Here is a 24,715-nt window from a genome sequence, read left to right on the forward strand (position 1 = left end):
GCGGCACGGGCCGCCGCCACACCGCCGCCGGGCGGAACGGACGCCGCCCCCTGCGGCACCGGACCTCCGGTCATCCCGCCGTGCACCTCGGGCCCCGGCACGTACCCCATGGCGGGGCCCGCGCCGCCGCCGGAGAAGTTGACGCCCCGCTCCAGCCGGTCCAGCCGCGCCATGACCGACCGATCGTCCCCGTACGCGGCGGGCAGCAGCACCCGCGCGCAGATCAGCTCGAGCTGCAGCCGGGGCGAGGTGGCTCCGCGCATCTCGGTGAGCCCCTCGTTGACGAGGTCGGCGGCACGGCTGAGCTCGGCCGGGCCGAAGACTCCCGCCTGGGCCTGCATCCGCTCCAGCACATCGGCGGGGGCGTCGATGAGCCCCTTCTCGGTGGCATCGGGCACGGCGGCCAGAATCACAAGATCCCGCAGTCGCTCCAGCAGATCGGCGACGAAGCGACGAGGATCATTGCCGCCCTCGATCACACGGTCGACGACCTCGAAGGCGGCGGCCCCGTCCCCGGAGGCGAAGGCCTCGACGACGGAGTCGAGGAGCGACCCGTCCGTGTACCCGAGCAGGGACGTGGCCATGGCATACGTCACACCGTCGGCTGTCGCACCCGCCAGCAGCTGATCCATGACGGACATCGAGTCACGCACGGACCCGGCACCCGCACGCACCACGAGTGGCAGGACGCCGTCCTCGACGGGGATGTTCTCCTTCCGGCACACCTCGGCGAGGTAGTCCCGAAGGGTCCCCGGCGGCACGAGCCGGAACGGATAGTGATGGGTACGCGACCGGATCGTCCCGATGACCTTCTCGGGCTCGGTGGTCGCGAAGATGAACTTGAGGTGCTCCGGCGGCTCCTCGACGACCTTGAGCAGCGCGTTGAAACCGGCCGACGTGACCATATGGGCCTCGTCGATGATGTAGATCTTGTACCGACTGCTCGCGGGCCCGAAGAAGGCCTTTTCCCGCAGGTCACGGGCGTCGTCCACACCACCGTGCGAAGCGGCGTCGATCTCGATGACGTCGATGGAACCGGGCCCGTTCCTGGCCAGGTCCCGGCAGGACTGGCACTCCCCGCAGGGCGTGGGCGTGGGCCCCTGTTCACAGTTCAGGCATCGCGCCAGAATCCGTGCACTGGTCGTCTTGCCACACCCGCGCGGCCCGCTGAACAGGTACGCGTGATTGACCCGGTTGTTCCGCAGCGCCTGCTGCAGCGGGTCAGTGACATGCTCCTGCCCGATGACCTCGGCGAACGACTCCGGGCGATAGCGGCGGTACAGCGCGAGAGACGACACGCATACGAGGTTATAGGCGGCCACTGACAACCGGGCCCGCCCGATCCGGGAACACAGAAGACCCCCCACGCACCCGCCAGAGCCAACCTACCCTTGCTGCCTTCCGGCCCTGGGGGAGTTCAGTCAGATAGCGCCGCGTGAGGGGCTGAGCCCCAGCCTACCCGATCGCCCGGGCCCCGAACGAGTTCGCAAGCACTCCCCGCCGTCATGTAATGTTTCCGGCGGAGGATTCGCCTAGAGGCCTAGGGCGCACGCTTGGAAAGCGTGTTGGGGGCAACCCCTCACGAGTTCGAATCTCGTATCCTCCGCTCCCGCCTGAACAGGCGAAACGAGAACCCCGGACCGCTTCTGCGGCCGGGGTTCTCGGCATGCCTTGGCCTCAGTTGCAGTCTCATTTATTTCCGACGTATGCGGCATTCTGTGCGGCATGACGACGAGCCTCCGGCGACGACGGTGGGGCCCCATCCAAGCGTTCGTTCGCCGACTTCCACGCTGGAGGCCGACGGCCAAGATCAGCCTCAGGTGACGCTTGACCCACATCGCAGGACGTGCCCCCAGAAACAACCCGCAGCCAGGTACGACCCTCGGGGTGGTCGCCGGAAACCGCCGACCGGGCAAGACGTTCCTGTTGGACCACGCCTGCCGTGCCGCTGGAGGGTTCCACTTCCGTGCGACCGAAGCTGCCGGCGCAGATCAACGTCGGGGAAGCCTCCGGGATCAACCATTCGCATCCTGAGCCTGACTGGTTCAGCGACCCTGGTAAGGGCACTTGCACCAGGAGTATGGTCTCTTGTATGGCGACGAAAAAGGTCACGGTGACGATCCCCGAAGATCTCCTCGACGAGATCCGCGCCGACGCAGCTGAGCGGGGCTTGTCGGCGTACGTCGCCGAGGCACTGCGCTTCAAGCGCGACCGGGACCGGCTGCAGGAGCTCGTGGACTGGCTGCAGGAGGAACACGGTCCCGTCACCGATGACGAACACGCGGAAGCGTTGGAGGCGCTGGCGGACCTCGACGCCGAGCACGAGCGCCGCCACGCCACCGCCAAGCGCAACGCCGGAGACGCCGCGTGAAGAAACAGGCGGGTGAGCACGGGCAGTCGCGGCTGCGCGTCTTCGTGCTCGACTGCGAAGCCCTGTCCCTCGCCGTGCGCGGTGACCGGAAGATGATCGCCTGGCTGGACCTCGCAGCGCGGGGCGAGGCCGAGGTGGTCACCTCTCCGATGACGCTGGTCGAGGCATACGACGGCAGAACCACCGAGCAGCGCTGGGACTGGGTTCTCTCGCGCCTCACGGTTCCCGAGATCGGGAAGGACGAGGCACGTCAGGCCCGTCGGCTCCTGGCCGACGCGAAGCTGCACGGACACAAGTACGCCATCGACGCGGTACTGGCCATCATCGCCCGACAGCAGAAGGGGCAGGTCACCGTCTTCACCTCGGACGTGGACGATCTGGAGCGTCTGGTCCCGGAGTCGATCGTCGTCAGGAAGGTATGACCCGCAGCGGACGGTCGACGAGGTCGGCCGACGTCGCCGCGGCGTGCATGCAGCACCCTTTCGTGTGACCTCATCGGCGTTGTCCGTCCGCCATCCTTGGATCCTGTGTGTGCCGGTTCCCTTGCGGACCCATCGTGCTCTTGGACGGCGAGGTGTTCCCCATCAGTAAGCCCAGCGGATCAACACTGGCCGCCTGGCTGCTCAGCCTTGACGCAGAGCGGCTGGAGAGGGTTCTCACAACAAGGACCGATGCCGTGTCCCCTCCGGAGCCGAGGTCGGTCGGCGAACTGGCGGACCGCCTTCAGCGGCCGGGGGCGGTGGCACAGGTGCTGCCCCGGCTCTCGCTCCCGCACCTGCAGGTGTCGGAGGCGATCGCGGCGCAGGCGCCCACCGCCCGCGACGCCTTGGCGGAACTGCTGGGAGCGGTGGACGGGGAGCGTGCTCGCGGGCTGGATGCGGCCCTTCAGACGCTGGCCGATCATGCGCTGGTCTGGCCGGACGGTGAGGGACTGCTGCGCATGGTGGCGCCCTTGCGACAGGCGTGGGACGCTCCGCTGGGACTGGACGCGCCGCTGCGTCAGCTGCTGAAGGACACCACCTCCGACGACCTTCGCCGCATGCTGGGGTCGTTGGGGATGAAGTCCGGTGGCACCAAGCAACAGCGGCTGGCGGACCTGGTGGACCACCACAGCGACCGGGAACGGATCGCCGAACTCGTGGCACGGGCTCCGGTGGCCACCCGCAAGCTGCTCGAGCGCCGGGCAAGGACCGCGCCGGAGCAGTCGGAGTTCATTGTGTTCGGGGCTCCGGGGATCGACTCGGAACCGGGTTCGCGATGGGCGCTGGAGCGGGGGCTGCTGGTTCAGGACCGTCGCGGGTACGGATCGGCTCGCATGCCGGCCGAGGTGGCACTCGCACTGCGCGGGCCCGGCTGGCGTGCTCCGTTCGACCCCGCCCCGCCCGACGTGCCCACCGTGTCCGTCACCCCGGCCGAGGTGAACCGCGAGGCGACGGCCGCTGCCATGGCGTTCGGTGCTCATGCCGCCTCGGTTCTCACAGTGTGCGCCGCCTCACCGCCGGCCCGGCTGAAGACCGGCGGGCTCGGAGCACGAGAACTCTCCCGGCTCGGCAAGGCGTCACGCTGTGACGACATCGTGGTACGCATCGTGCTCGAAACGGCGTACGCGGCCGGGCTGTTGGCCCGGGACGGCGACAGGGTCACAGCGACGGAAGGCTACGACGCCTGGGCGGAACAGGAACCGGCCGACCAGCTTGCAGTGCTTCTCCAGGCTTGGCGGACCTTGCGCCTCGCCCCTGGCCAGGCCAGGGGCGAAGACGGCAAGTCCCTGCCCGCGCTCGCCGGAACACCTCCCTGCGGCGGCTGTCTGCAGGCCCGGGAGGGTCTCCTCACCGCCACGGCACGGCTCCCGGTGGGGCAGGGCGTGAAGAGTCACGCGGACCTCGGCCCCCTCGTCGCCTGGCACCGTCCGCTCGCCGATCCGCTGCCCCAGGACTCCACGCCGTTCGCCACCGTGATCCGGGAGGCGGAACTGCTCGGCGTTCTCACCCGGGGCGCCCTGTCCCCCATCGGGACTGCCCTGTTGTCCACCCGGCCGGATGAGGTCGCCAAGGCGCTGACCGCCGCCTGCCGACGGCTGCTTCCCGCCGCCACCGCGGCCGCACGCTTCGGCGCCGACCTCACGGCCGTCGTCACCGGCACGCCGTCCGCCCGCCTCACCACGCTGCTGGACTCGGTCGCCGACCGCGAAGCCGGCGGCACAGCACCGGTGTGGCGGTTCAGTCCCGCCAGCGTCCGCCGGGCCCTGGACGCCGGCCGCACTTCCGACGCCATCGAAGCCGACCTGACCGCCGTCGCTGTCGCCCCTCTTCCCCAGCCACTGGCGTACCTGATCCACGACACCGCACGCGGTCACGGCCGGGTGCGCATCGCCCCGGCGGCCTGTGTGCTCCACAGTGAGGAGCCCTCCCTCCTGGCCGAGCTGGCCGCCCACCGCAAACTCGCCGAAATCGGCCTTCGCCACCTGGCGCCGACGGTACTGGTGAGCCGCACCCCGCTGGAAAAAACGCTCGCCGCCCTCCGAGCCGCGGGCTATGCCCCAGTCGCCGAGACCGCCGACGGGACGGTACGGGTCGAGAAGGCGCAGCGCCACCGTGCCGCCGCTCCCGTCCCCTCCCCGCGCCCGTCCGGCGGCCCCCCTCTCCGGAAGACCGATGACCGTACGGAGGAGACTCCGGCGACGGCCGACCTGCGTGCCCTGGCCACCCGGCTGAAGACCGCACCAGCAGCCACCCCGCGGCCGGACCCGTACAACGGCATCCCCTTCGACAGCGACACCGAGGAAATCATCGCCGGGTACGCCCGTCAGCTGTCCCTCACCGATGTCCGCCAGCTGGCTCATGCCGTCAACGAAGGCCAGGCGATCACCATCGAATATGTCGCCGCCTCGGGCAGCCGCACCATACGCACCCTCAGCGAGCTCGATCTCGACCCGCCCTACCTGTACGCCTGGTGCCACCTGCGCAACGACGAACGCGTCTTCACCCTCTCCCGCATTCACGCCGTCATGCCCGCGTAGCCACCGTCACAGGTGCTCACGCCTCTGTGGAAAGCGTGTTGGGGGGGAACCCCTCACTAGTTCGAATCTCGTATCCTCCGCCAGGGCTCGCCCATGCCATCGATGCTGGTCAGGCCATCACCGTCGAGTACGTTGCCACCTCGGGCAACCGCACCGTGCGCACCTTCAGCCGTCTCGCACTCGACCCGCCCCACCTTGAAGCCCGGTGCCACCTGAGGGACGCCGTACGCGTTTTCACCCTCTCCCGTCTCCCCGGCGTCACACCCGAGAGACAGTAGCGGTAGCGATAGTATCTCTATCGATACTATCTCCTGCGGGGGTATTCTCATGGGTCGTTTCATCGGGCGGGACCGGGAGCTGGGCGTACTCCGTAACGCCTTCCAGGCGGTTCAGGATGCCGTCGGGTCAGCGAAACCAGGTCAATGCATTCTCATGCGCGGAAGGCGACGGGTCGGCAAGTCCAGCCTCGTCGAGGAGTTCCTCCGGCGTACCGAGGCCCCGAACCTCTTCTTCACCGCGGCGGGCGGCACGGCGGAGGACGAACTGGCGGAGTTGCTGGACACCGTCGCCAGATCCTCCCTGCCGGAGCGGGAGCTGTTCTCGGAGGAGACCCCGGAGCAGTGGAATGCGGCATTCAGGCTGCTTGCGGAGATCCTGCCCGACGACAGTCCGAGCGTGGTCGTCATCGATGAGGTTCCGTATCTCATGGACCGCATCGACGCCTTCGAGGGCATGCTCCAGCGGGCATGGGACCGCCTCCTCAGCCGCAAACCCGTACTCCTTCTCCTGGTCGGATCCGAGCTGTCGATGATGGAGGCGCTGAACAGCTACGACCGCCCCTTCCATCAGCGGGGCCGGGAAATGGTCGTGGGGCCGCTGAATCCGGCCGACATCGGCGAGATGCTCGGACTTCCGCCGGCGGCCGCCTTCGACGCCGCGCTGATCACGGGCGGTCTCCCGCTGATCTGTGCGGAGTGGCGGGCCGGAGCGGATGTCTGGGAGTTCCTCCGCGACTCGCTGGACAACCCGATCTCGGCACTGCTGGTCTCCGCCGAGCGCTCCCTGGCCGCGGAGTTTCCACCGCAGGCGATGAGCAGGGAAGTCCTACGGGCCATCGGATCCGGGGAGAGAACCTTCACCAACATCGCGCGCGCCGCCGGCGGCATCGCCCACACCACTCTCACCCGGGCCACGGACGTCCTGACCGAGAAGCGGGTGGTGGCAGCCGAGCTGCCGCTCTCACTGCGACCGTCGAAGGAACGCCGCTACCGGGTAGCCGACCCCTACCTGCGGTTCTGGCTCGCGTTTCTCGATCCGCACATGGCAGAGATCGAGCGGATGCGGGGAGATCTCACCCTGAGCCGGATCAGGGAGCAGTGGACGAGCTGGCGGGGCCGCGCGATCGAACCCCTGGTCCGGGAATCCCTCGCCCGCCTCCTGCCGGACGGGCTTCTGCCCGCCGCCCCGGCGATCGGCGGGTACTGGACCCGCGGCAACGACGTCGAAATCGACCTGGTGGGCGCCGACCGGCAGCCGGTGGCCAAGCAGTTGCTCTTCCTGGGCTCGGTCAAATGGCTGGAGAATTCCACGTTCGACAACCACGACCTGGCCGCGCTGCAGAAGCACCGGGCGGCGATCACCGACGAGCCGGTACCGCTCGTGGCGGTCTCCCGCAACGGGATCAGCTGTTCCGGTCTTCAGGCGGCGTACGGCCCCGAGGAACTGCTCACCGCCTGGCGCAGGGCGTGAGCAGGGCTGGGCTCCTGCAGTCGCAGTTCTGGTCGCATTCGCCGCCTTCCGCGAATTCTCCGCCGATGTTCTCGGCGGCACCGGTGGCATCGCCGGAGTCTTCTCCACCCCGGCCGACTCCAGCCGCCTCGCGGCCTGTTCCCCGGATGTACGGGCAGCCGCCTGCCCGTACATCCGGGGAGGCGGCTGCCCGTCATGGCAGATCCCCGGCGTCGACGGGCAGTTCGGCCAGGCGCCACTCCAGCATGCCGTCGTTGAGGCGGATGGCACGCCGTCCGCGGTCGGTCAGCAGCCGCACCGCGTCGTAGGCGAGCACACAGTATTCGCCGCGGCAGTAGACGACGATCTCCGTCTCCTCGGGCAACTCGCCGATCCGGTCGGCCAGTTCCTCGACCGGGATGGACACCGCACCCGGGATGTGCCCGGCCCGGTACTCCTCCACCGGCCGCACGTCCAGCACCACCACGTCCCCGGCCGCCACCCGGGCGCGCAGCTCCTCCTGGCTGACCTCCGCCGCGCCGTCCTCACCGAGATAGGCGTCCCGCGCCGCGGGTACGGCGGTCTGGTGGGCCTCGGCGACCTTGCGCAGCAGCGCGAACAGCTGAGCCACGTCGTTTCCGGCGAGCCGGTAGTGGATACGCACGCCCTCGCGGCGGGTGGCGACGAACCCGGCCTGCTTGAGCGTCTGCAGATGCGCCGAGGCCGTCGTCAGGTTCAGCCCCGCCGCCTTGGCCAGGGCATCGACCGTGCGCTCGCCCTGAGCGAGCAGATCGAGCAGTTCCAGGCGCTTTCCACTGGCCAGCGCCTTGCCGCCGGCCGCGAACGCGTCGTACAGCTGCGCCTTCGTACCGGCCGTCGTGCTTCCCGCCGCTCTTCCCACCATGCCATCCTCCATAAATCCATGGAATAGTGTAGGTGATGGTGGGAGCCCTGGCCACAAGCCCACGCGCCCTCCCGCATCGGACCTTGGAGGACCTGATGAGCTTCGCCGACGACCACCTGATACCCCTGGTCGACACCGGGCTCGGCAACAGCGCCTACCTCGTCGACCTCGGCGACGGCCGCGCCTTGGCCGTGGACGCCAGCCGCGACCTGCGTGCCCTGCGGGAGGCTGCCGAGCGGCGCGGTCTGTCCGTGGCGTACACGGCGGACACGCATCTGCACGCGGACTTCCTCTCCGGCGCCGTCCAGCTCGCCCACGACCACGACGCGACTGTGCTGGCCTCCGCCGCCGGACACCGGGCTTTCGCCCACCGCGGTCTGGCCGACGGCGACGACGTCGACCTGGGCGGCCTGACCCTGCGAGCCCTGGCCACCCCCGGCCACACCGACGAGCACCTGTCCTTCCTTCTCCTGGACGGCGACACCGCGCTCGGCGTCTTCACCGGCGGCTCGCTGATCGTGAACTCCGCCGCCCGCACCGACCTCCTCGGCGCCGGCCGCACCGAGGAACTCGCCCGGGCCCAGTACCGCTCGCTCAGGCGCCTGGCCGCGCTGCCGGACGAGGTCGCGGTCTGGCCCACCCACGGCGCCGGATCCTTCTGCTCGGCCCCGCCCGGCAGCGAGCGCACCTCGACCATCGGCGCGCAGAAGCAGAACAACCCTCTGCTGGAAGCCCCGGACGAGGACACGTTCGTACGCCGCCTGCTGGCCGGCCTGGGCAGCTACCCGGACTACTTCGGCCGGCTCGCCGAGGCCAACCGGCGCGGCCCCTCCGTCCTCACCTCCACGCCTCTGCTGCCCGCCCTCGACGCCGGACAGGTCAAGTCGCTGCTTGCCGACGGCGGTCAGGTGGTCGACGTGCGCCCGGCGGCCGACTACGCGGCCGGCCACATCCCCGGCTCCCTGTCCATCCCGTTGCGCGCCCAGTTCGCCACCTGGCTGGGCTGGCTCCTGCCCGACAGCGTCCCGCTCGCCTTCGTGACGGGCGAGGACCAGGACCTCGACGAGATCGTCTGGCAGGCGCACAAGATCGGCTACGAGCGCCTGGCCGGACGTCTCGCCGGGGGCATGACCGCCTGGCTCGCCGACGGCAACCAGCAGACCACCACCCCGTTCGTCACCGCCGGCCGCGCCGGGAACCGCCCCTATGTCGACGTACGGCAGAAATCGGAGTTCGCCGCCGGACACGTCCCCGGCGCCGTGCACATCGAGCTCGGCGGCCTTGCCGCTCACGCCGTCGACGCCCCCGAAGGGCCGGTCGTGGCCTGCGGGCACGGCGAGCGGGCCATGACCGCCGCCAGCCTCCTCGAACGCGCGGGCCACACCGACATCGCCGTCCTCGACGGCGGACCGGCCGACTACGCAGCGGCCCACGGCCGGCAGCTCACCCGGGAAACCAGCGCGTGAACGCCACTCCCGCAACCACCACACCGGCCGACGCGTCCGGGCGGCCCATCCGCCTGGGCCTGCGCGAGAACTGGCTCCAGTTCACCCTGCTGGTCATCGTCAACGTCTGCGTCGGCGGCCTGGTCGGACTGGAACGCACCACCGTCCCGCTGATCGGCTCGCATGTCTTCGGCCTGACCAGCGACCTGGCCGTCTTCTCCTTCATCATCGCCTTCGGCGTCACGAAGGCGATGACCAACCTCGCCGCCGGGGCGCTGACCGCCCGCTTCCGCCGCAAGCAACTCCTCGTCACCGGCTGGCTGATCGGCATCCCCGTCCCCTTCGCCCTCGCATGGGCGCCGTCCTGGGGCTGGATCGTCGCCGCGAACGTCCTGCTCGGCCTCAACCAGGGCCTGACCTGGTCGATGACCGTCAACATGAAGATCGACCTCGTCGGTCCCACCCGCCGTGGCCTGGCCACCGGCCTCAACGAAGCCGCCGGTTACACCGCCGTCGGCGTCATCGCCCTCCTCACCGGCTACCTCGCCACCACCCACGGCCTGCGCCCCACCCCCGAACTCATCGGCGTCGTCTTCGTCGCCGCCGGACTCGCCCTGTCCCTCGTCGTCCGCGACACCGCCGCCCATGTCGCCCTGGAGCTCGCCCAGCACGCCAAGACCCTTGCCACCGGCGAGAACAGCGGCCTGGCCGCGACATTCGCCCGCACCTCCTGGCACAACCGCTCCCTGCGCGGCGCCAGCCAGGCCGGCCTGGTCAACAACCTCAACGACGGCCTCACCTGGGGCGTCTTCCCCCTGCTGTTCACCGACCACGGCCTCGGCCTCGCCGCCGTCGGCCTGATCAAGGGCCTCTACCCGATCCTGTGGGGCCTCGGACAGATCACCACCGGCCACCTCGCCGACCGCATCGGCCGCAAACCCCTGATCGTCTACGGCATGCTCGTCCAGGCCGGCGGATTCGTTCTCGCACTCGCCCTCCTCGGCCGCCCCCTGCTCGCCGGGATCCTCTCCGCGGTGTTCCTCGGCATCGGCACCGCCATGGTCTATCCGGCCCTGATCGCCTCCGTCTCCGACCACGCCCACCCCGCCTGGCGCGCAGGCGCCCTCGGCACCTACCGTTTCTGGCGCGACATCGGCTATGCCGTCGGAGCCCTGGTCGCCGGCATCCTCGCCGACGCCTTCGGCCTGAACGCCACCGTCATCGCGGCCGCCGCCCTCACCGCAGGCTCCGGACTGCTCGCCGCCCGCTGGATCACCGAACACTCCGCCCGATGAACACGCCCGGGCCGCCCAAGTCCTGCCGGTGGACGGTTGGTGCGCTCATGCTGCCGAGTCTGGAGGTTCGGCACCGGATCCGTCGTGGCGATCGCGGGCCCGTCCATGGCGGTGTGGTCGGCGTCCGCCTGCATCGGCGCGTTCATCCGTACGCCTTGTTGCAGGCGGAGAAGTTGGCGACTTGTTGCAGGCGGAGAAGTTGGCGACCTGACCCGACGCCCACGTCCCCCCACCACCCACACGGCCCACGGTGGCGGAGATCGCCGAACGTGCGGGGCCCGGACTCAGGAGCGGACCGATCATGACGGCGAGGGCGGGTGCCCGACCGCGCGGACGCCCCGAAGCTGTGGGCGGACATCGACCCGCGAGGTGACCTGCGGCATCGCCGGGCGTTCTCAGGGAGCCCCCGAAACCTCACCGGACGGTGGCATCCGCGCGTCCGCCTGCCGCGCTGTCACCCTGCCGCTCCGCGCGGGCCGACTCCCAGGGCCGGGCGGCGTCGATACAGCGCTGGGCGAGCCGAGGACCTGGCGGCGCCGGCGCCCGCGCCGCGCGATGTTCTGGCGAGCCTGGCGGGAACGGCCGACGGGGAGCGCGCCCGAGGCTGGACGCGGATCATCTCGTCGTCCTCGACCAGCAGGACGTCGCGCATACGCATCCCCTTCGACAGCGTGTCAGCCAGTCGGTACGTGCAGCCGTGGCTGCCGGGCGTCCTCCGCCCGCGCGGGTGGCGGCCCCTTCACAGCGCTGACGGCCGCATGGCCGCAGTAGGCGGCGTACCGGCGCTCGACCAGGCCGCTCAGCACGACCCGGACCGGGTAGTCGGCGGGCTCGCCGCCGGGGCAGCCGCCCTTCGACCCGGGCGCCTCCGTTGTTCAGCGCGCCGCACCCGGTCGGGCAGGCGGCGAGCGCAACGCATGTCCGGACATTCAGGGGAACGCAAAGCGGGCGGCCTCCCACCATGGCCCCGGCGCGGAGACTGCCGAGGGCTCACAACCCGTCCGGCTGGCACTGCGGGCACCACACCGTGGTCCGGCCTGCCATACGGGACCGGCACAGAAGGTCGCCGCAGCGCGGGCAGGTCGGGAAGAGGTCGTCACGGTGGCCGGTGAGCCAGGAATCGCGCCGCGGGACGCAGCCGGCGGCGACCGCGGAGCGCAGGGTGCGGCGCATGTGTGTGTACAGGCGACGGCGCTCTGCCCCGGTGAGATCGCTCGCCCGGCCGGTGGGGCGCAGCCTCGCATGCCACAGGATTTCGTCGGCAAGCAGATTGCCGAGTCCGGCCAGGACGGACTGGTCGGTGAGCACGGTCTTGACCCTGCCGCGGCGCGACGAGAGCACGGCCTCGAACTCCTTGAGGTCCACCGCCATCGCGTCGGGGCCCAGCCGCACCAGCAGCCGTGCGACGGCGCAGTCGTCGTCGGCCAGCCAGAGACCCTGGAGCTTGCGCTGGTCGCGGTAGCGGAGCTGCCGGTCGCCGCTCACGGTGAACAGGACGCGGTCGTGGGCCTCGGCCGCATCGGCGGGACGGCCGCAGACCAGTTGACCGGTCATGCCGAAGTGCAGCATGAGGGTGGGGCCTTCGCCGGTGTGGGCGAGCAGCCACTTCCCATGCCGTTCCGGCTCGGTGAATCGCCGTCCTTCCAGCGCGTGACGCAGCCGCCGCGCGCTCACCCCGTGCAATACGCCTGCGTCGCGCACATCGACGCGCTGGATGACCCGGCCCTTGGCGCAGGACTGGAGCACCCTGCGGAATCCCTCGACGTCCGGCAGCTCAGGCATGGAGGAAGCCCCTGTCCTGCGCCAGGACTCACCCGGTCGGTGGCTGGATGTAGTCCTCCAGGCGCGCCACGGCGAATCCCTGCTCCTGGATGAGCTTGAGCAGTCTGGCGAACATCTGCGTCATGGTGGTGCCCTTGAGCTCCGAGGGCCCGCGGAAGTGCGCGAGGATGATGTCGCCGGGACGCAGCTTCTGGTCCGCCTCCTGGTACTGCATGCGGTGGATCTGCATGGACTCACGCCACCAGACGATCGCCCGGGGCCCGCACTCCCCTACGGCGATCTTGGTGTTGTAGTTGTACGCGCCGTAGGGCGGGCGGAACAGCAGCGGCGCGGTGCCGTACTCCTTGGTGAGGATCTTCTGATCGCCGCACACCTCTTCCTTCTGGCGGGCCAGCGGGACGGTGTTCATCGCGGGGTGGTGCAGGGTGTGGTTCTCGATGGGGTTGCCCAGCGCCTGCAGCTGTTTGAAGTAGGCGTAGTCCGACTTGATCGCGTCGTTCATCAAGAACATCGTGATCGGGATCTTCAGGTCCCGCATCATCTCGACGAACTTCGGGTCCTTCTCCTGTCCGTCGTCGACGGTTATGAAGACGACCTTCTGCGAGGTCGGAATGTGTGTGAAGACCGGAACCGTTCCGGTGGCGGAGAGTTTCACCGGCTTGTCGGCAGGGGGCTTCGGGGACGCGGGCAGCGGCGTCAGGCCCCACTTCCGCCAGGCGGCGGCGCCCGCGGCACCGGCGGCGCTGGGCGCGCTGCTGGGGGTGGCGGCGGGCTGGGACGCGTGGGCGGCTGCCCGACCGGTTCCGCCGCCACCGCCCGCGTCGCAGCCGCCGACTGCCAGGGCCGCCACGGTCGCGCCCGCGACTGCCCCGTAGAAGCCCCGCCTCTTGTACCGCATCACCGCGCCGGTCCCCCGTAGCTGACGTGCCGTTCCTGACTCCGCTGGAAAGGTGGCCCGGCCGTGCAGAGATCCGGCCGTAGCACCTGACGAACAAGTAGATGGAGCTCATGACGTCCGGGTTGCGCCGCCCGGCACGTCCGGGCTCGCTCAGCGGTGTTATGAAGGGTACATGGAGGTATCTTTCGGGCGAGTCCGGACTCCATCGCGTCATCCGCTCACCGGGCACCGGAGCGGTCGTGGCACCTCCCTGCTCAACCCGCGCAGTGCGGCCGGGCAGGTGTTCCTCCTCCAGGCCGTGATCGTGGTGCTGCTGGTCGTGGCCGCGGTGGCGTCCCTGGTGCTCCAGGCGGCGCGGGACGCCCTGCGGCAGGGACGCCGGGAGTCGCTCGTCGCGGCCGAGTCGTTCGCGAGTGCCCCCGGGGTGGTCCGGGCGCTGCGGGGCCCGGACCCGACCGCGGTGCTGCAGCCGAAGGCCGAGGCGGCGCGGAAGAGAGCAGGCCTCGATTTCGTCATCGCCCTGAACACAAAGGGCATTCGTTATACGTATCCCTACCCGCAGGAGATCGGGAAGAAGTTCGTCGGCAACATCAAGCCGGCGCTGGAAGGCCACACCGTCATCGAGCAGGCCGGCGGGCCGCCCCTGCCCGCCGGCAGGGGAACGGACGTACAGGCGGTGGTCCCGGTGACCGACGCACACGGCAAGGTCGTCGGCCTTGTCTCCGCCGGACTCACGGTCAGGAACGTGTCGCAACTCTGGATGCCACAGCTCCCGATCACCCTGGGCGTCGGCGCGGTCGCGCTGGCGTTGGCCACGGCCGGAACCATGCTGGTGGCCCGGCGGCTGAGGCGGCAGACGCTCGGCATGGCACCGGCGGAACTTGCGCAGATGTACGAGCACCACGACGCGGTCCTGCACGCGGTACGGGAAGGGGTGCTGATCATCGATGCCGACACCCGGCTGCTGCTGGTCAACGAGGAGGCGAAGCGGCTGCTGAAACTGCCGGCGGATGCGCGGGGGCGCCTCGTGCGGGAGCTGGGACTGCCGGACGGGATCACGCGGCTGCTGACGTCGCCCGACGCGGTCACCGACGAGGTGCGTCGCGCGGAGGACCGCTTGCTGGCGGTCAACAAGCGGCCCACGTTCCCGCAGGCGGTCGGGGGCGGCAGCGTCGTGACGCTGCGGGACACCACGGAGCTGGTGGCGGTCTCGGGGCGGGCCGAGACGGCGCGGGAGCGGCTGAAGCTGCTGTACGAGGCCGGCGTGCGGATCGGGACGACGCTGGATGTGGGGCGTACGGCCCAGGAGCTGGCCGATGTGGCGGCGCCGCAGTTCGCCGACCTCGTCACGGTGGATCTGCTGGACTCGGTGCTGCGGGGGTGGGAGCCGACGGCGGAGGGATGGCGGCGGCTGCGGCGTGCGGCAATCGGCGGCGAGCAGCAGATGATGCCCGTGTATCCGATGGGCGAAGTGATCAACTTCTCGATGGGAACCCCGCAGATGCGGACGCTGCAGCAGGGGCGGGGCGTGCTGGAGGCGGATCTGCAGCAGGCGCGTGGCTGGCAGGAACAGGATCCCGATCGCGCCCGGAAGGCCCTGGAGCGCGGGTTGCATTCGCTGGTGACCGTGCCGCTGCAGGCTCGGGGTGTACCGCTGGGTGTGGCGAACTTCTACCGGAGGCGGAACTCCCCGGCGTACGAGCCGGAGGATCTCTCCTTCGCGGAGGAGCTGGCCGCGCGGGCGGCGGTGGCCATCGACAACGCCCGGAGGTTCACCCGGGAACACGCGATGGCGGTGACGCTGCAGCGCAGTCTGCTGCCGCGGGGGCAGCCGGAGCAGGACGCGCTGGAGGTGGCCTGGCGGTATCTGCCGGCGGAGGCGGGCGTGGGCGGGGACTGGTTCGACGTCATCCCGCTGCCCTGCGCACGAGTGGCGCTGGTGATGGGCGACGTCGTCGGCCACGGGCTCCATGCGGCGGCGACGATGGGGCGGCTGCGCACCGCGGTGCACAACTTCTCCACGCTGGACCTCCCTGTGGACGAGGTGCTCGGGAACCTGGACGACCTGGTCGTACGCATGGACAAGGAGGAGAGCACCGGCGAGGCCGCGGAGGGGCATGAGGGAGAGGGGGTGACGGGAGCGACGTGCCTGTACGCGATCTACGACCCGGTGGCAGGGGAATGCACGATGGCCCGTGCGGGACACCCCGACCCGGTGGTGGTGTGCCGGGACGGGACCGTCACCCGTCCCGACGTGCCGGCCTCGGCCCCGCTCGGACTGGGCGGCTACCCCTTCGAAACCGCCGAGCTGCGTCTGCCCGAAGGTTCACAACTGGTGCTGTACACCGACGGCCTGGTGGAGAACCGCAGCCGTGACATCGACACCGGGCTGGACGATCTGCGCCGGGCCCTGCAAGAGGCCGCGGGCAGCGCTCCGCAGGATACGTGCCAGGCGGTGCTCGATGCGCTGAAGCCGGCACACCCCTCCGACGACATCGCGCTGATGGTGGCGCGGACCCGGCTGTTCCCGCCCTCGCGCGTGGGCGAGTGGGACGTGCCCTCGGATCCCGCGGTGGTTCCCTCGGTGCGGGCGCGCTGCAGGGGGAAGCTGCACGAGTGGGGGATGGAGGAGAGCGGATTCACCACGGAACTGATCCTCAGCGAGCTGGTCACGAACGCGATCCGGTACGGATCACCACCGGTCAGAGTGCGGCTGCTGCACGGGCGCTCTCTGATCTGCGAGGTGTCGGACGGCAGCAGCACCTCGCCGCGCCTGCGGCGGGCGGCGACCACGGACGAAGGCGGGCGGGGACTGTTCCTGGTGGCGCAGTTCGCCCAGCGGTGGGGGACGCGGTACACAACCGGCGGCAAGGTCATCTGGGCGGAACAGGCTCTTCACGACGGCGCATCCGCCGCCTCGGGCCACACACCGGCCGACGTTCTCCTCGAGCAGTTCGGTGATCTGACGTAAGTGGAATATCGCGGTACTGCGAGGGAGGCTGTTGCCATGCAGTCCCTGTCGGGCACATCTCCTCGATCCGCGGGCGGCCATCGGCGCGTCCTCCTCGGATTCGAGCAGTGTGTGCCGTTCGCGGTCGTACTCGTCGCGCTGGGCATCGAACTCTCGCCTGCGCATTTCCTGTACACCGGCCCCATTCTCACCGCGGTGCCGCCGCTCGCCGCGCTGAGCATGGGCCCCACGAGCACTCTCCTGGCAGCGACCGGTGCCATGAGCGTCACCATCACGTCCGCCACCATCCACGACTCGTGGGGTCTACAGGTCTACAGCAACCTTCTGGGACTCCTCGTGGTGTCCGTGGCATGTGTCACGATCAGTAATCTCATGCGTTCGCGCAGACAGCACGAGCTCGACCAGATACGGCGTGTCTCCGAAGCGGCCCAGACGGTCCTGCTGCGGCCCGTATGTCCACGGCTGGGCCCGGTCCGTGCCGCGAGCGTCTATCTCGCGGCCGAGGCGGGTGCCCAGATCGGCGGTGACCTGTACGAGGCCGTGCAGACGCAGTACGGGGTGCGGATGATCGTGGGTGACGTCCGGGGCAAGGGCCTGCCCGCGGTGCGTGCGGCCGCGGCCGTGCTGGGGGCGTTCCGGGAGACGGTCCACTACGAGCACGACCTGGCCGAGGTCATCAACCACTGTGCTGCCGCGCTGCGGCGGGAGTGCACCGCGGCCGGTCACGACGAGGAATACCGGACGGAGTGTTTCGTCACCGCGCTCGTGGCCCAGATACCGGGCGGATCCGTGGTCCAGCTGGTCAACCGCGGCCATCCGGCTCCGCTGGTGCTGCACCGGGGCAAGGTCCATGCGCTGGGCCCCACGATGCCGCTGCCGCCCCTCGGCCTGGAGGACCTGATGACCGTCCCCGCTGCCGCGACGGAGAGCCATCCGTTCCTGCCGGGCGACCGTCTGCTCCTGCACACCGACGGCGTTGCGGAGGCCCGCAACAACTCCGACGACTTCTTCCCCCTGCCCGAGGCCATGGAAGCGGTGCACGCCGGTACCCCGCAGGAGTTCCTCGAACAGCTGCAGCAGCGATTGATCAGCCATTGCCACGACTGCCTGGCGGACGACGTGGCCATGATCCTCATCGACCGGCTCCCGCAGGAAGCCGACGCACAGGCCCCCGCCACCGCCTCGACCGGCCACCGGCCCTGACCGCCACGCCCCTCGTGCCGGCCGGGGGCGACGACGGTCTCTCCCGGAACCGACCCTCTCCTGGATCCGCCCCTCTCCTGGATCCGCCCGCCTCCTCCGCCTCCTCGCCGGAGCGTGCGCTGAGCGCGGTGCCGAGAGGAGGGCCGCCCCGCGGCTCACCGCGAGACGGCCCTCATGCGAACCGCAGGAGCCACGGCATCACCGCTCCCGCGGCTCCCGCACCACCGCCACCTCGCCGGGCGCCACCGTCACCGTGCCCGGTACCGGCTTGCCCGTGAGGAGTTCCACCGCGCCGTCCGCGACGGTCACCTCCGCGCCCCGGCCCGTGTGGTCGATCACGAACAGGTAGTCCGCGGACGAACCCCGGCGCCGGACCACCTCCACGCCCTCCGGGGCCGTGCGGACCGGAGCCACGCCCGCCTCCGTGCGGATGCGGGTCAGCAGGGACGCGAGGGTCGCCGGGTCCGGGTGCGTGGCCAGGTACCAGGTGGTGCCCTCGCCGTAGGAGTGGCGCGTCACCGCGGGGACGCCCTTCAGCGGGCCGTCCTCGTACGACGTCACCGCCTCGGCCCCCTCCAGACGCACCCGTTCCGACCAGAGCAGGGCCGTGCCGCCCCCGCTCAGGGGCACCTGCTCACCCGGCAGCAGCGGGAAGAGCTCGTCCGACCTGACCCCCAGCGCCTGCCGGAAGGCCCCCGGGTAGCCGCCCAGCCGTACATGGGCGTTCTCGTCCACCGCCCCGCTGTGGAAGCCGATCGCCAGCGTGCCGCCGCGCTCGGCGAAGCCGGTGAGGTTCGCCGTGCCCTCGTCGTCGACCAGGTACAGGCTGGGGACCAGGACCAGGCGGTACGGCGACAGGTCCGCGTCCGGGCGTACGAAGTCCACCGCGACGCCCTCGCGCCACAGCGGCTCGTACCAGGAGCGGACGAGGTCCTGGAAGCGGAGTTCGGCGCTCGGCTGGGAGGGGAGTTCCAGGGCCCAGCGTGCGTTCCAGTCCCAGACGACGGCCACCTCGGCCGTGCCGGTGCTGCCGCGTACCTCGGCGAGCGCCTTCAGGTCCGCGCCCAGGCGGACCACGTCACGCCAGATCCGGCTGTCCGTGCCCGAGTGCGGGAGCATCGCCGAGTGCCACTGCTCGGCGCCCGCCTTCGAGGCCCGCCACTGGAAGTAGGCGATGCCGTCCGCGCCGTGCGCCACGTGCGCGAGGGCATTGCGGCGCAGCTCCCCGGGGCGCTTGGCGCGGTTGACCGGCTGCCAGTTCACGGCTCCCGTGGAGTGTTCCATCAGCAGCCAGGGGCCGCCGGCCAGCGAGCGCACCAGGTCGCCGCTCATGGCCACGTCGATCTCCGAGGCGGGGTCGGCGGACATCAGGTAGTGGTCGTTCGAGACCACGTCCAGCTCCGGGGCCCAGCGCCAGTAGTCCAGCGCGTCGAAGTTCTGCATCACCATGAAGTTGGTGGTGGCCGGTATGTCCGGGGCCGCCGCGGCCAGCACCTCGCGCTCCGCCGTGCACAGCGACAGCAGTTCGTCCGAGCAGAAGCGGCGCCAGTCCAGCTGGTGGGTCGGGTTGGGGACGGCACCCGTCGCCCGCGGGGGCAGGATCTCGTCCCAGTCGTAGTACCACTGGCTCCAGAAGGTGGTGCCCCAGGCGTGGTTGAGCGCCGCGAGGTCGTCGCCGTAGCGCGCCCGCAGCCAGCGGCGGAAGGACTCCGCGCTCGTGTCGCAGTAGCACTCGGCGTTGTGGCAGCCGTACTCGTTGTGGATGTGCCACATCGCCACCGCCGGATGGTCCGCGTACCGCTCGGCCAGCGCGCCCGCGATGCGCAGGGCGGCCGTGCGGTAGGCGGGACTGCTCGGGCAGAAGGTCTGACGGCTGCCGTAGGAGAGGGTGCGGCCGTCGCGGTCCACCGGCAGTGCCTCCGGATGGGCCCGGAAGAACCAGGCGGGCGGGGCGGCCGTGGGGGTCGCGAGGTCGGCGGCGATGCCGTTCTCGTGCAGCAGCCCGAGGAGCCGGTCCATCCGCGAGAAGTCGTAGCTGCCCTCGGCCGGCTCCAGCAGCGCCCACGAGAAGATGCCGACGCTGACCATGGTGACCCCGGCCTCGCGCATCAGGCGCATGTCCTCGGCCCAGACCTCCTCGGGCCACTGCTCGGGGTTGTAGTCGCCGCCGTAGGCGATGCCGGGGACGGAGAGGGTGCGCTTCGCGCTCACTGGGCGCCTCCGGAGGAGAGCAGTCGGCGGGTCGTGGTCACGCCCCATTCGTCGAGCGAGAGCAGCCGGTCGCTGGAGGCCATCAGGCCGCCGGTGGCCTCGACGTGCGCCGCCCAGCGCTCACGGGTCTCCACGGCGGGGCGGGCCATCAGACAGTCGGGGTCGTTGATCCAGAGGCGGCCGTGCTGCCACTGCCGGCCGGCGCCGGTGAACTCGGCGGGGTCCTGGCCGGGCTGGCTGTAGTCGTCGGCCTCGGGGCGTCGGTGCGGGGCGGTGTCGGGGCTGACACGCATGGCGTCGAACAGCCCGATGGAGGGCAGGATCGGCGCGCCGCAGCCCAGCAGATACGCGTCCGGGCCGATGGCGTCGCGGACGATGCCGATGCCCTCGCGGTACGCCGTCAGCGCGTCGGCGCCGGAATGGCGTACGCCGTCCAGCGCGCCCGCGTAGAGGAAGTCGACCTTGAAGTAGTCGTAGCCCTCGACGCGGAGCGTGGTGAAGACATGCGCCAGGTACGCCGCCGCGTCCGGGTGCGTGGTGTCCAGGACGTACAGATCGTGACCCCAGTTGCGGCCGGCGTGCAGCGGGGCGCCCTCGGGGTCCCGTACCAGCCAGTCGGGGTGGGACGCGGCCAGTTCGCTGCCGGGGGCCACCAGGAACGGCGCCGTCCAGATGCCCGCCCTGCGGCCGCGGGCGCGGATCGCGTCGGCGATGCCGGCGCGGGAGCGGAAGCGGCCGGAGAGGGTGAGCCAGTCGCCGAGGGCGCTCTGGTAGCCGTCGTCGATCTGGACGACGTCGACGGGCAGGTCGAGGGTGTCCATCGCACGGAGGTTCTCGTGAATGTCGTCCTCGGTGACCTCGGTGAAGTACTCGTACCAGGAGCACCAGACCGTCGGCGCCGGGCGCGGGGCGGGCAGCCCGAGGCCCTCGGCCCAGTGGGCCAGCACGGACTGGATGTCCGTGTGGGTCCGCTCCTTCACCGGCCCGTCGGCCTCGATCTCGGCCCGGTCACCTGTGACGGTGAGGCGGATGGACGGCACCTCGCGCTGCGGGTCGGCCGCCGCCCACAGCCGGACCGGGGAGCCGTCGCCGGGGTCGAGCGCGAGCAGGCCCTCGCCCTGGAAGGTCCCGGCGGGGACGGTGCGGCCGGGGCGGTAGCAGACGGTCGCCCAGTTGTCGTTGGTCGGGCGGTACGGGGCCGCGTCAAGGGCGTAGGCGCCGCTGGGACTCCAGGACTGCCACCCCTCCTCGTGGACCCGGGCGGTGCCCGGGTCCACGAGGACCGAGGCGACGAGGGTGAACGGGTTGTGCACGGGGTTCTCTTTCAAGTGGAGCGGGGTCAGCCCTTGTTGGCGCCGAGGGTCAGGCCGCTGACGAACTGCCGCTGCAGCACGAAGTACACGATCAGCGTCGGGATCGCGGTGAGCAGGGCGCCGGCGGCGACCAGGTTGGGGTCGGTGAAGTACTGCCCGGAGAGGTTGTTCAGCGCCGAGGTGATCGGCATGTTCTCGCCGGTCGAGATCAGCACGATGGCCCAGAAGAAGTCGTTGTAGATCCAGATGGACAGCAACGTCGCCAGGGCGGCCATCGCGGGCTTGCACAGCGGCAGCACGATCTGCCAGTACATCCGCCACACCGACGCGCCGTCGACCAGCGCGGCCTCGGTCAGCTCGTGCGGCAGCATGCGCATGTAGTTGCTCAGCACGAAGGCGCAGAAGCCGGACTGGAACGCCACATGGATCAGCACCAGGCCGAGCGCGGAGTCGTACAGCTTGCCGCTGACCGTGATGCCGGGCAGGTTGATCAGCAGGTACATGCGGTACAGCGGGGTGATGATGACCTGCTGCGGCAGCAGGTTGCCGGCCGTGAACACCAGCAGCAGGAAGATGTTGAGCCGGAAGTCGAAGCGGCTGACGTAGAACGCGACCATCGACGACAGCAACAGCGTCAGCAGCACGGCCGGCACCGCGATCAGCAGCGTGTTGCCGAAGTAGTGCATCATGTCGGACTGCTTGAACGCGTTCGTGAAGTTGTCGAAGTTCAGCTTGTCCGGCCAGGAGACGTAGCCCTTGTTGCTGGTCTCCGAGTACGGCCGCAGGGCCGCGAAGATCGCCCACAGCAGCGGGGCGAGCCAGGCCAGCGAGGTGACGACGAGGAACACGTGCAGCAGCACCCGGGCCGGGCGCAGGGGGGTGCGCTGCCGGGCGAGCGCGGCGGTGGGGGTGCTCATGCGCGCCGCTCCTTCCGGAAGGTCGCGATCAGGTACGGGATGATGACCGCGAGGGAGATGACCAGCAGGACGACGGCGATCGCGGAGCCGTATCCGATCCGGCTGGACTCGCCGATGATGTTGTTGGTGATCAGGATCGACAACAGCTCGGTGCCCTGGGCGCCCTTGTTGAAGACGAACACCAGGTCGAAGGCGCGCAGCGCCTCGATGATGGTGACGACCAGGACGACCGTGTTGGTGGGCCGCAGGGTGGGGAAGATGACGTTCTTGAACGTCTGCCACTCGTTCGCGCCGTCCAGCGACGAGGCCTCCCGCAGGGACGGGTCCACACCCTTCAGACCGGCCAGGTAAAGGATCATCATGTAGCCGGTGTGCCGCCAGGACGCGGCGACCAGGACGGCCCACAGGTTCAGGTGCGGGTCGCCGATCCAGTCGATGTAGTGGCCGGGCTTGTTGGCGCCGATGAGGCTGTTGATCAGACCGGTGTCGGGGTTGTAGACGAGCTGCCAGACGAATCCGGTGACCGCCAGCGACACCACGACCGGAAGGAAGAACGCGGTCTGGTAGATGCGGCTGAAGCGGATCTTCTTGTCCAGCTGCACGGCCAGGAACAGGCCCATCGGCGTCGGGATCAGGATGAGCACGACGAACCAGATGATGTTGTGCTCGACGGCGGGCCAGAACTGCGGGTTGTCGCTGAACAGCTGCTTGAAGTTGTCCAGCCCGACCCATTTGATCGAGTCGAAGCCGATGCCGTCCCAGGTGGTGAAGGCCAGGGCGATCGAGGCGAGAGCGGTGACCCAGACCAGGGCCACGTGCAGAACCGTGGGCACGCCCGCCATGAAGGCGAGCGTGATGCGGTCACGGCGGGTCAGCAGGCGCTTGTGGCCCTGCGGGGCCCGCTTCTTCTCATGCGCGGGGCCCGGAGGCGGCACGGCGGCCGCCTCCGGGCTCTTCGTGGTCGTGTCGGCGGTCATCAGGAGGCGAAGATCGTCTTCTTCTGGCGCTCGATCGAGGACAGCAGGCTGTCGACGCCCTTGGGGTCCTGGAGGAACTTCTGCAGAGCGGGCTGCATCACCGTGGAGGTGAAGTCCGGCCGGGAGTCGCGGTCCATGAACTGGGTGAGGGTCTTGGCGCCGCTGATCATCTCGTACGCCTTCTTCTGCAGCGCCGTGTACGAGGAGGTGTCGGCCTTGCTGGAGGCGGCCACCACGCTGGAGTCGGCCTTGAGGTAGATCTGCTCGGCCGCCGGGGTGCCCAGGTACTCCAGCAGCTTCACGACACCGTCGTGGTTCTTCGGGGCCTTGCTGACCATGAAGCCGTCGGTGGGCGCCTCCACGGTGTCCTGACCGTACGCGGAGTTGATCTCCGGGAAGGCGAAGAAGTCGAGGTCGTCCAGGTCCGCCTTGTTGGTGAACTGCTGCGCCACGAAGGAGCCCAGCAGGTACATGCCCGCCTTCTTCGACACCAGCGTCTGCGCGGCGTCCTGCCAGGTGCGGCCCATGAAGCCGTCCTGGTGGTACGGAAGGAGCTCGGCCCAGTGGTCGAAGACGGCCTTCACCTTGGCGTCGGTCCAGGCGGCCTTGCCCGCCATCAACTGGACATGGAAGTCGTAGCCGTTGAGGCGGAAGTTGATCTGGTCGAAGGTGCCCATCGCCGGCCAGGCGTCCTTGTCACCGAAGGCGATCGGGACCAGGCCGTCCTTCTTCATCTGCTTGCACAGGGCCACGAGCTCGTCCCAGGTGGTGGGGATCTTGTAGCCGTGCTGCTGGAAGACACTCTTGCGGTAGAACAGCGCCCACGGGTACGTGTACAGCGGCACGAAGTAGTACTTGCCGTCCTCGCCCTTGCTGAGCTTCTTCATCGCGTCGGGGAAGTTGTCCCCGATCTTCGCCCACACGTCGTCGATCGGCGAGGCGAGCTTCTTGGCCGCGAAGAACTGCATGCGGTACCCGGCGAACCAGTTGAACACGTCGTCCGGCGTGCCCTGCAGATACGAGTTGATCTGCTCCTGGAAGGTGTTGTGGTCCTTGGTGTTCACCTGGACCTTGATGCCGGACTGCTTCTGGAAGGCCGCGTAGATGTCGGCGAACGCCTTCTTCGGCACGGCGTCCGAGGCGTTGGAGCCCAGCGTGACGGTCTTCGAGTCACCGGACCCGCTGCTGCCGGCACAGGCGCTCAGCAGGGGAATCCCCGCACCGGCGAGGACAGCCGCGCCGCCGACGCCGCGCAGCAGGGAGCGGCGGCTCGGGCCGGGAACGGAGAGACCGGAGGGAGTGTGGTGCATGACGGCTCCTGGGGGCAGGTGGGCGGTCCGGTGGCTCTCTGCTGATCGGGTCAGAATCAATCAGAAACCAACTTGACCGAACATCGTGGCCGTCATAAGACTCGCCAATCGGGTTATACGTCAAGAGCTACAGTCGCCCGTTTTTGAAACGTAATCGACACCACCTTGATCACAACCGCTAACAAGCGGACGGCTGGCAGGAACTGCCCATGCCGGGACCGCCTCACACCCGTGATCGCTCCCCCGCAGGTCACGCGCGTGGGCGTGCGGTCAGAAGGCGATCTGGGGAGGCTTCCGGCCAGGCCGGAGGGAGCGCATGAGGGGCCCGGCACGGTCCCGGCGGAGGGTTCTCGTCCCGGTGTGCGTCCGGA

19 protein-coding genes, 1 tRNA gene and 1 other RNA gene are annotated in these 24,715 nt (G+C 69.9%); 10 read left to right on the plus strand and 11 right to left on the minus strand.

Annotated elements, in window-relative coordinates:
* Together ABT186_RS24325 and ffs are read right to left on the minus strand one after the other, a co-directional pair.
* A partial coding sequence (locus tag ABT186_RS24325) for a DNA polymerase III subunit gamma and tau (protein WP_351926817.1) occupies window positions 1-1,298 on the minus strand: 1,298 nt, incomplete at its 3' end.
* A gap of 53 nt (window positions 1,299-1,351) precedes the next feature.
* An RNA gene (gene ffs, locus ABT186_RS24330) (signal recognition particle sRNA small type) lies at window positions 1,352-1,448 on the minus strand.
* Window positions 1,449-1,521: 73 nt separating this feature from the next.
* On the opposite strand from ffs, the gene ABT186_RS24335 reads away from it, so the two are divergent.
* The 6 genes from ABT186_RS24335 to ABT186_RS24355 all read left to right on the plus strand — a co-directional run bounded on the left by ABT186_RS24335 (window position 1,522) and on the right by ABT186_RS24355 (window position 7,139).
* A tRNA-Ser gene (locus tag ABT186_RS24335) sits at window positions 1,522-1,606 on the plus strand.
* A gap of 486 nt (window positions 1,607-2,092) precedes the next feature.
* Window positions 2,093-2,371, plus strand: a complete 279-nt coding sequence (locus ABT186_RS24340) for a ribbon-helix-helix domain-containing protein (protein WP_351232827.1) — start codon at window positions 2,093-2,095, stop codon at window positions 2,369-2,371.
* Window positions 2,368-2,793 carry a hypothetical protein gene (locus ABT186_RS24345; protein WP_351232829.1) on the plus strand — a complete coding sequence of 142 codons (426 nt, stop codon included), beginning with the start codon at window positions 2,368-2,370 and terminating at the stop codon, window positions 2,791-2,793. Before ABT186_RS24340 ends, ABT186_RS24345 begins: the two co-directional genes overlap by 4 nt.
* 152 nt (window positions 2,794-2,945) lie before the next feature.
* Complete coding sequence (locus ABT186_RS24350) at window positions 2,946-5,390, plus strand: helicase C-terminal domain-containing protein (RefSeq protein ID WP_502973312.1); 2,445 nt, start codon at window positions 2,946-2,948, stop codon at window positions 5,388-5,390.
* 35 nt (window positions 5,391-5,425) lie between these two features.
* Window positions 5,426-5,668, plus strand: coding sequence for a WYL domain-containing protein (locus tag ABT186_RS48030; protein WP_502973313.1), 243 nt, complete (start codon window positions 5,426-5,428; stop codon window positions 5,666-5,668).
* Between the two features lie 49 nt (window positions 5,669-5,717).
* Window positions 5,718-7,139, plus strand: coding sequence for an ATP-binding protein (locus ABT186_RS24355; protein ID WP_351232833.1), 1,422 nt, complete (start codon window positions 5,718-5,720; stop codon window positions 7,137-7,139).
* Between the two features lie 193 nt (window positions 7,140-7,332).
* On the opposite strand, the gene ABT186_RS24360 is transcribed toward ABT186_RS24355, so the two are convergent.
* Window positions 7,333-8,022, minus strand: a complete 690-nt coding sequence (locus ABT186_RS24360) for an ArsR/SmtB family transcription factor (protein ID WP_351926819.1) — start codon at window positions 8,020-8,022, stop codon at window positions 7,333-7,335.
* A 95-nt stretch (window positions 8,023-8,117) separates the two neighbouring features.
* On the opposite strand from ABT186_RS24360, the gene ABT186_RS24365 reads away from it, so the two are divergent.
* Window positions 8,118-9,488, plus strand: coding sequence for an MBL fold metallo-hydrolase (locus ABT186_RS24365; RefSeq protein WP_351232837.1), 1,371 nt, complete (start codon window positions 8,118-8,120; stop codon window positions 9,486-9,488).
* Entirely contained in the window at window positions 9,485-10,762 is a 1,278-nt protein-coding gene (locus ABT186_RS24370) for an MFS transporter (protein WP_351926821.1), read from the plus strand. The genes ABT186_RS24365 and ABT186_RS24370 overlap by 4 nt, the downstream gene beginning before the upstream one ends.
* 454 nt (window positions 10,763-11,216) lie before the next feature.
* On the opposite strand, the gene ABT186_RS24375 is transcribed toward ABT186_RS24370, so the two are convergent.
* The 3 genes from ABT186_RS24375 to ABT186_RS24385 form a co-directional block, all read right to left on the minus strand.
* Window positions 11,217-11,414, minus strand: coding sequence for a hypothetical protein (locus tag ABT186_RS24375; RefSeq protein ID WP_351232841.1), 198 nt, complete (start codon window positions 11,412-11,414; stop codon window positions 11,217-11,219).
* Between the two features lie 338 nt (window positions 11,415-11,752).
* Window positions 11,753-12,544 carry an Fpg/Nei family DNA glycosylase gene (locus ABT186_RS24380; RefSeq protein WP_351926823.1) on the minus strand — a complete coding sequence of 264 codons (792 nt, stop codon included), beginning with the start codon at window positions 12,542-12,544 and terminating at the stop codon, window positions 11,753-11,755.
* 28 nt (window positions 12,545-12,572) lie between these two features.
* Window positions 12,573-13,442 carry a polysaccharide deacetylase family protein gene (locus ABT186_RS24385; RefSeq protein ID WP_502973308.1) on the minus strand — a complete coding sequence of 290 codons (870 nt, stop codon included), beginning with the start codon at window positions 13,440-13,442 and terminating at the stop codon, window positions 12,573-12,575.
* A 172-nt stretch (window positions 13,443-13,614) separates the two neighbouring features.
* On the opposite strand from ABT186_RS24385, the gene ABT186_RS24390 reads away from it, so the two are divergent.
* On the plus strand, window positions 13,615-16,413 hold the full coding sequence (locus ABT186_RS24390; RefSeq protein ID WP_351926825.1) for a SpoIIE family protein phosphatase: 2,799 nt from the start codon (window positions 13,615-13,617) through the stop codon (window positions 16,411-16,413).
* Window positions 16,414-16,449: 36 nt separating this feature from the next.
* Window positions 16,450-17,616, plus strand: a complete 1,167-nt coding sequence (locus ABT186_RS24395) for a PP2C family protein-serine/threonine phosphatase (protein WP_351232849.1) — start codon at window positions 16,450-16,452, stop codon at window positions 17,614-17,616.
* A gap of 198 nt (window positions 17,617-17,814) precedes the next feature.
* Here ABT186_RS24395 and ABT186_RS24400 read toward each other — a convergent pair whose 3' ends face one another.
* From ABT186_RS24400 to ABT186_RS24420, 5 genes are read right to left on the minus strand one after another with little or no spacing between them, the layout of a single operon-like run.
* Entirely contained in the window at window positions 17,815-19,875 is a 2,061-nt protein-coding gene (locus tag ABT186_RS24400; RefSeq protein WP_351926827.1) for a beta-galactosidase, read from the minus strand.
* Window positions 19,824-21,140, minus strand: a complete 1,317-nt coding sequence (locus tag ABT186_RS24405) for a glycoside hydrolase family 36 protein (RefSeq protein WP_351926872.1) — start codon at window positions 21,138-21,140, stop codon at window positions 19,824-19,826. The genes ABT186_RS24400 and ABT186_RS24405 overlap by 52 nt, the downstream gene beginning before the upstream one ends.
* Before the next feature lie 26 nt (window positions 21,141-21,166).
* The gene (locus tag ABT186_RS24410; protein WP_351227210.1) at window positions 21,167-22,057 is read right to left on the minus strand and encodes a carbohydrate ABC transporter permease; all 891 of its coding nucleotides are present in this window, start codon (window positions 22,055-22,057) and stop codon (window positions 21,167-21,169) included.
* Window positions 22,054-23,034 (minus strand): carbohydrate ABC transporter permease, encoded by a 981-nt coding sequence (locus tag ABT186_RS24415; protein WP_351227212.1) that lies wholly within the window; start codon window positions 23,032-23,034, stop codon window positions 22,054-22,056. The genes ABT186_RS24410 and ABT186_RS24415 overlap by 4 nt, the downstream gene beginning before the upstream one ends.
* Complete coding sequence (locus tag ABT186_RS24420) at window positions 23,034-24,344, minus strand: ABC transporter substrate-binding protein (RefSeq protein ID WP_351227214.1); 1,311 nt, start codon at window positions 24,342-24,344, stop codon at window positions 23,034-23,036. Before ABT186_RS24420 ends, ABT186_RS24415 begins: the two co-directional genes overlap by 1 nt.
* Window positions 24,345-24,715: the final 371 nt, after the last annotated feature.

Origin of the sequence: Streptomyces sp. NPDC001634, assembly GCF_040298185.1 — a bacterium.
GTDB lineage: Bacteria > Actinomycetota > Actinomycetes > Streptomycetales > Streptomycetaceae > Streptomyces.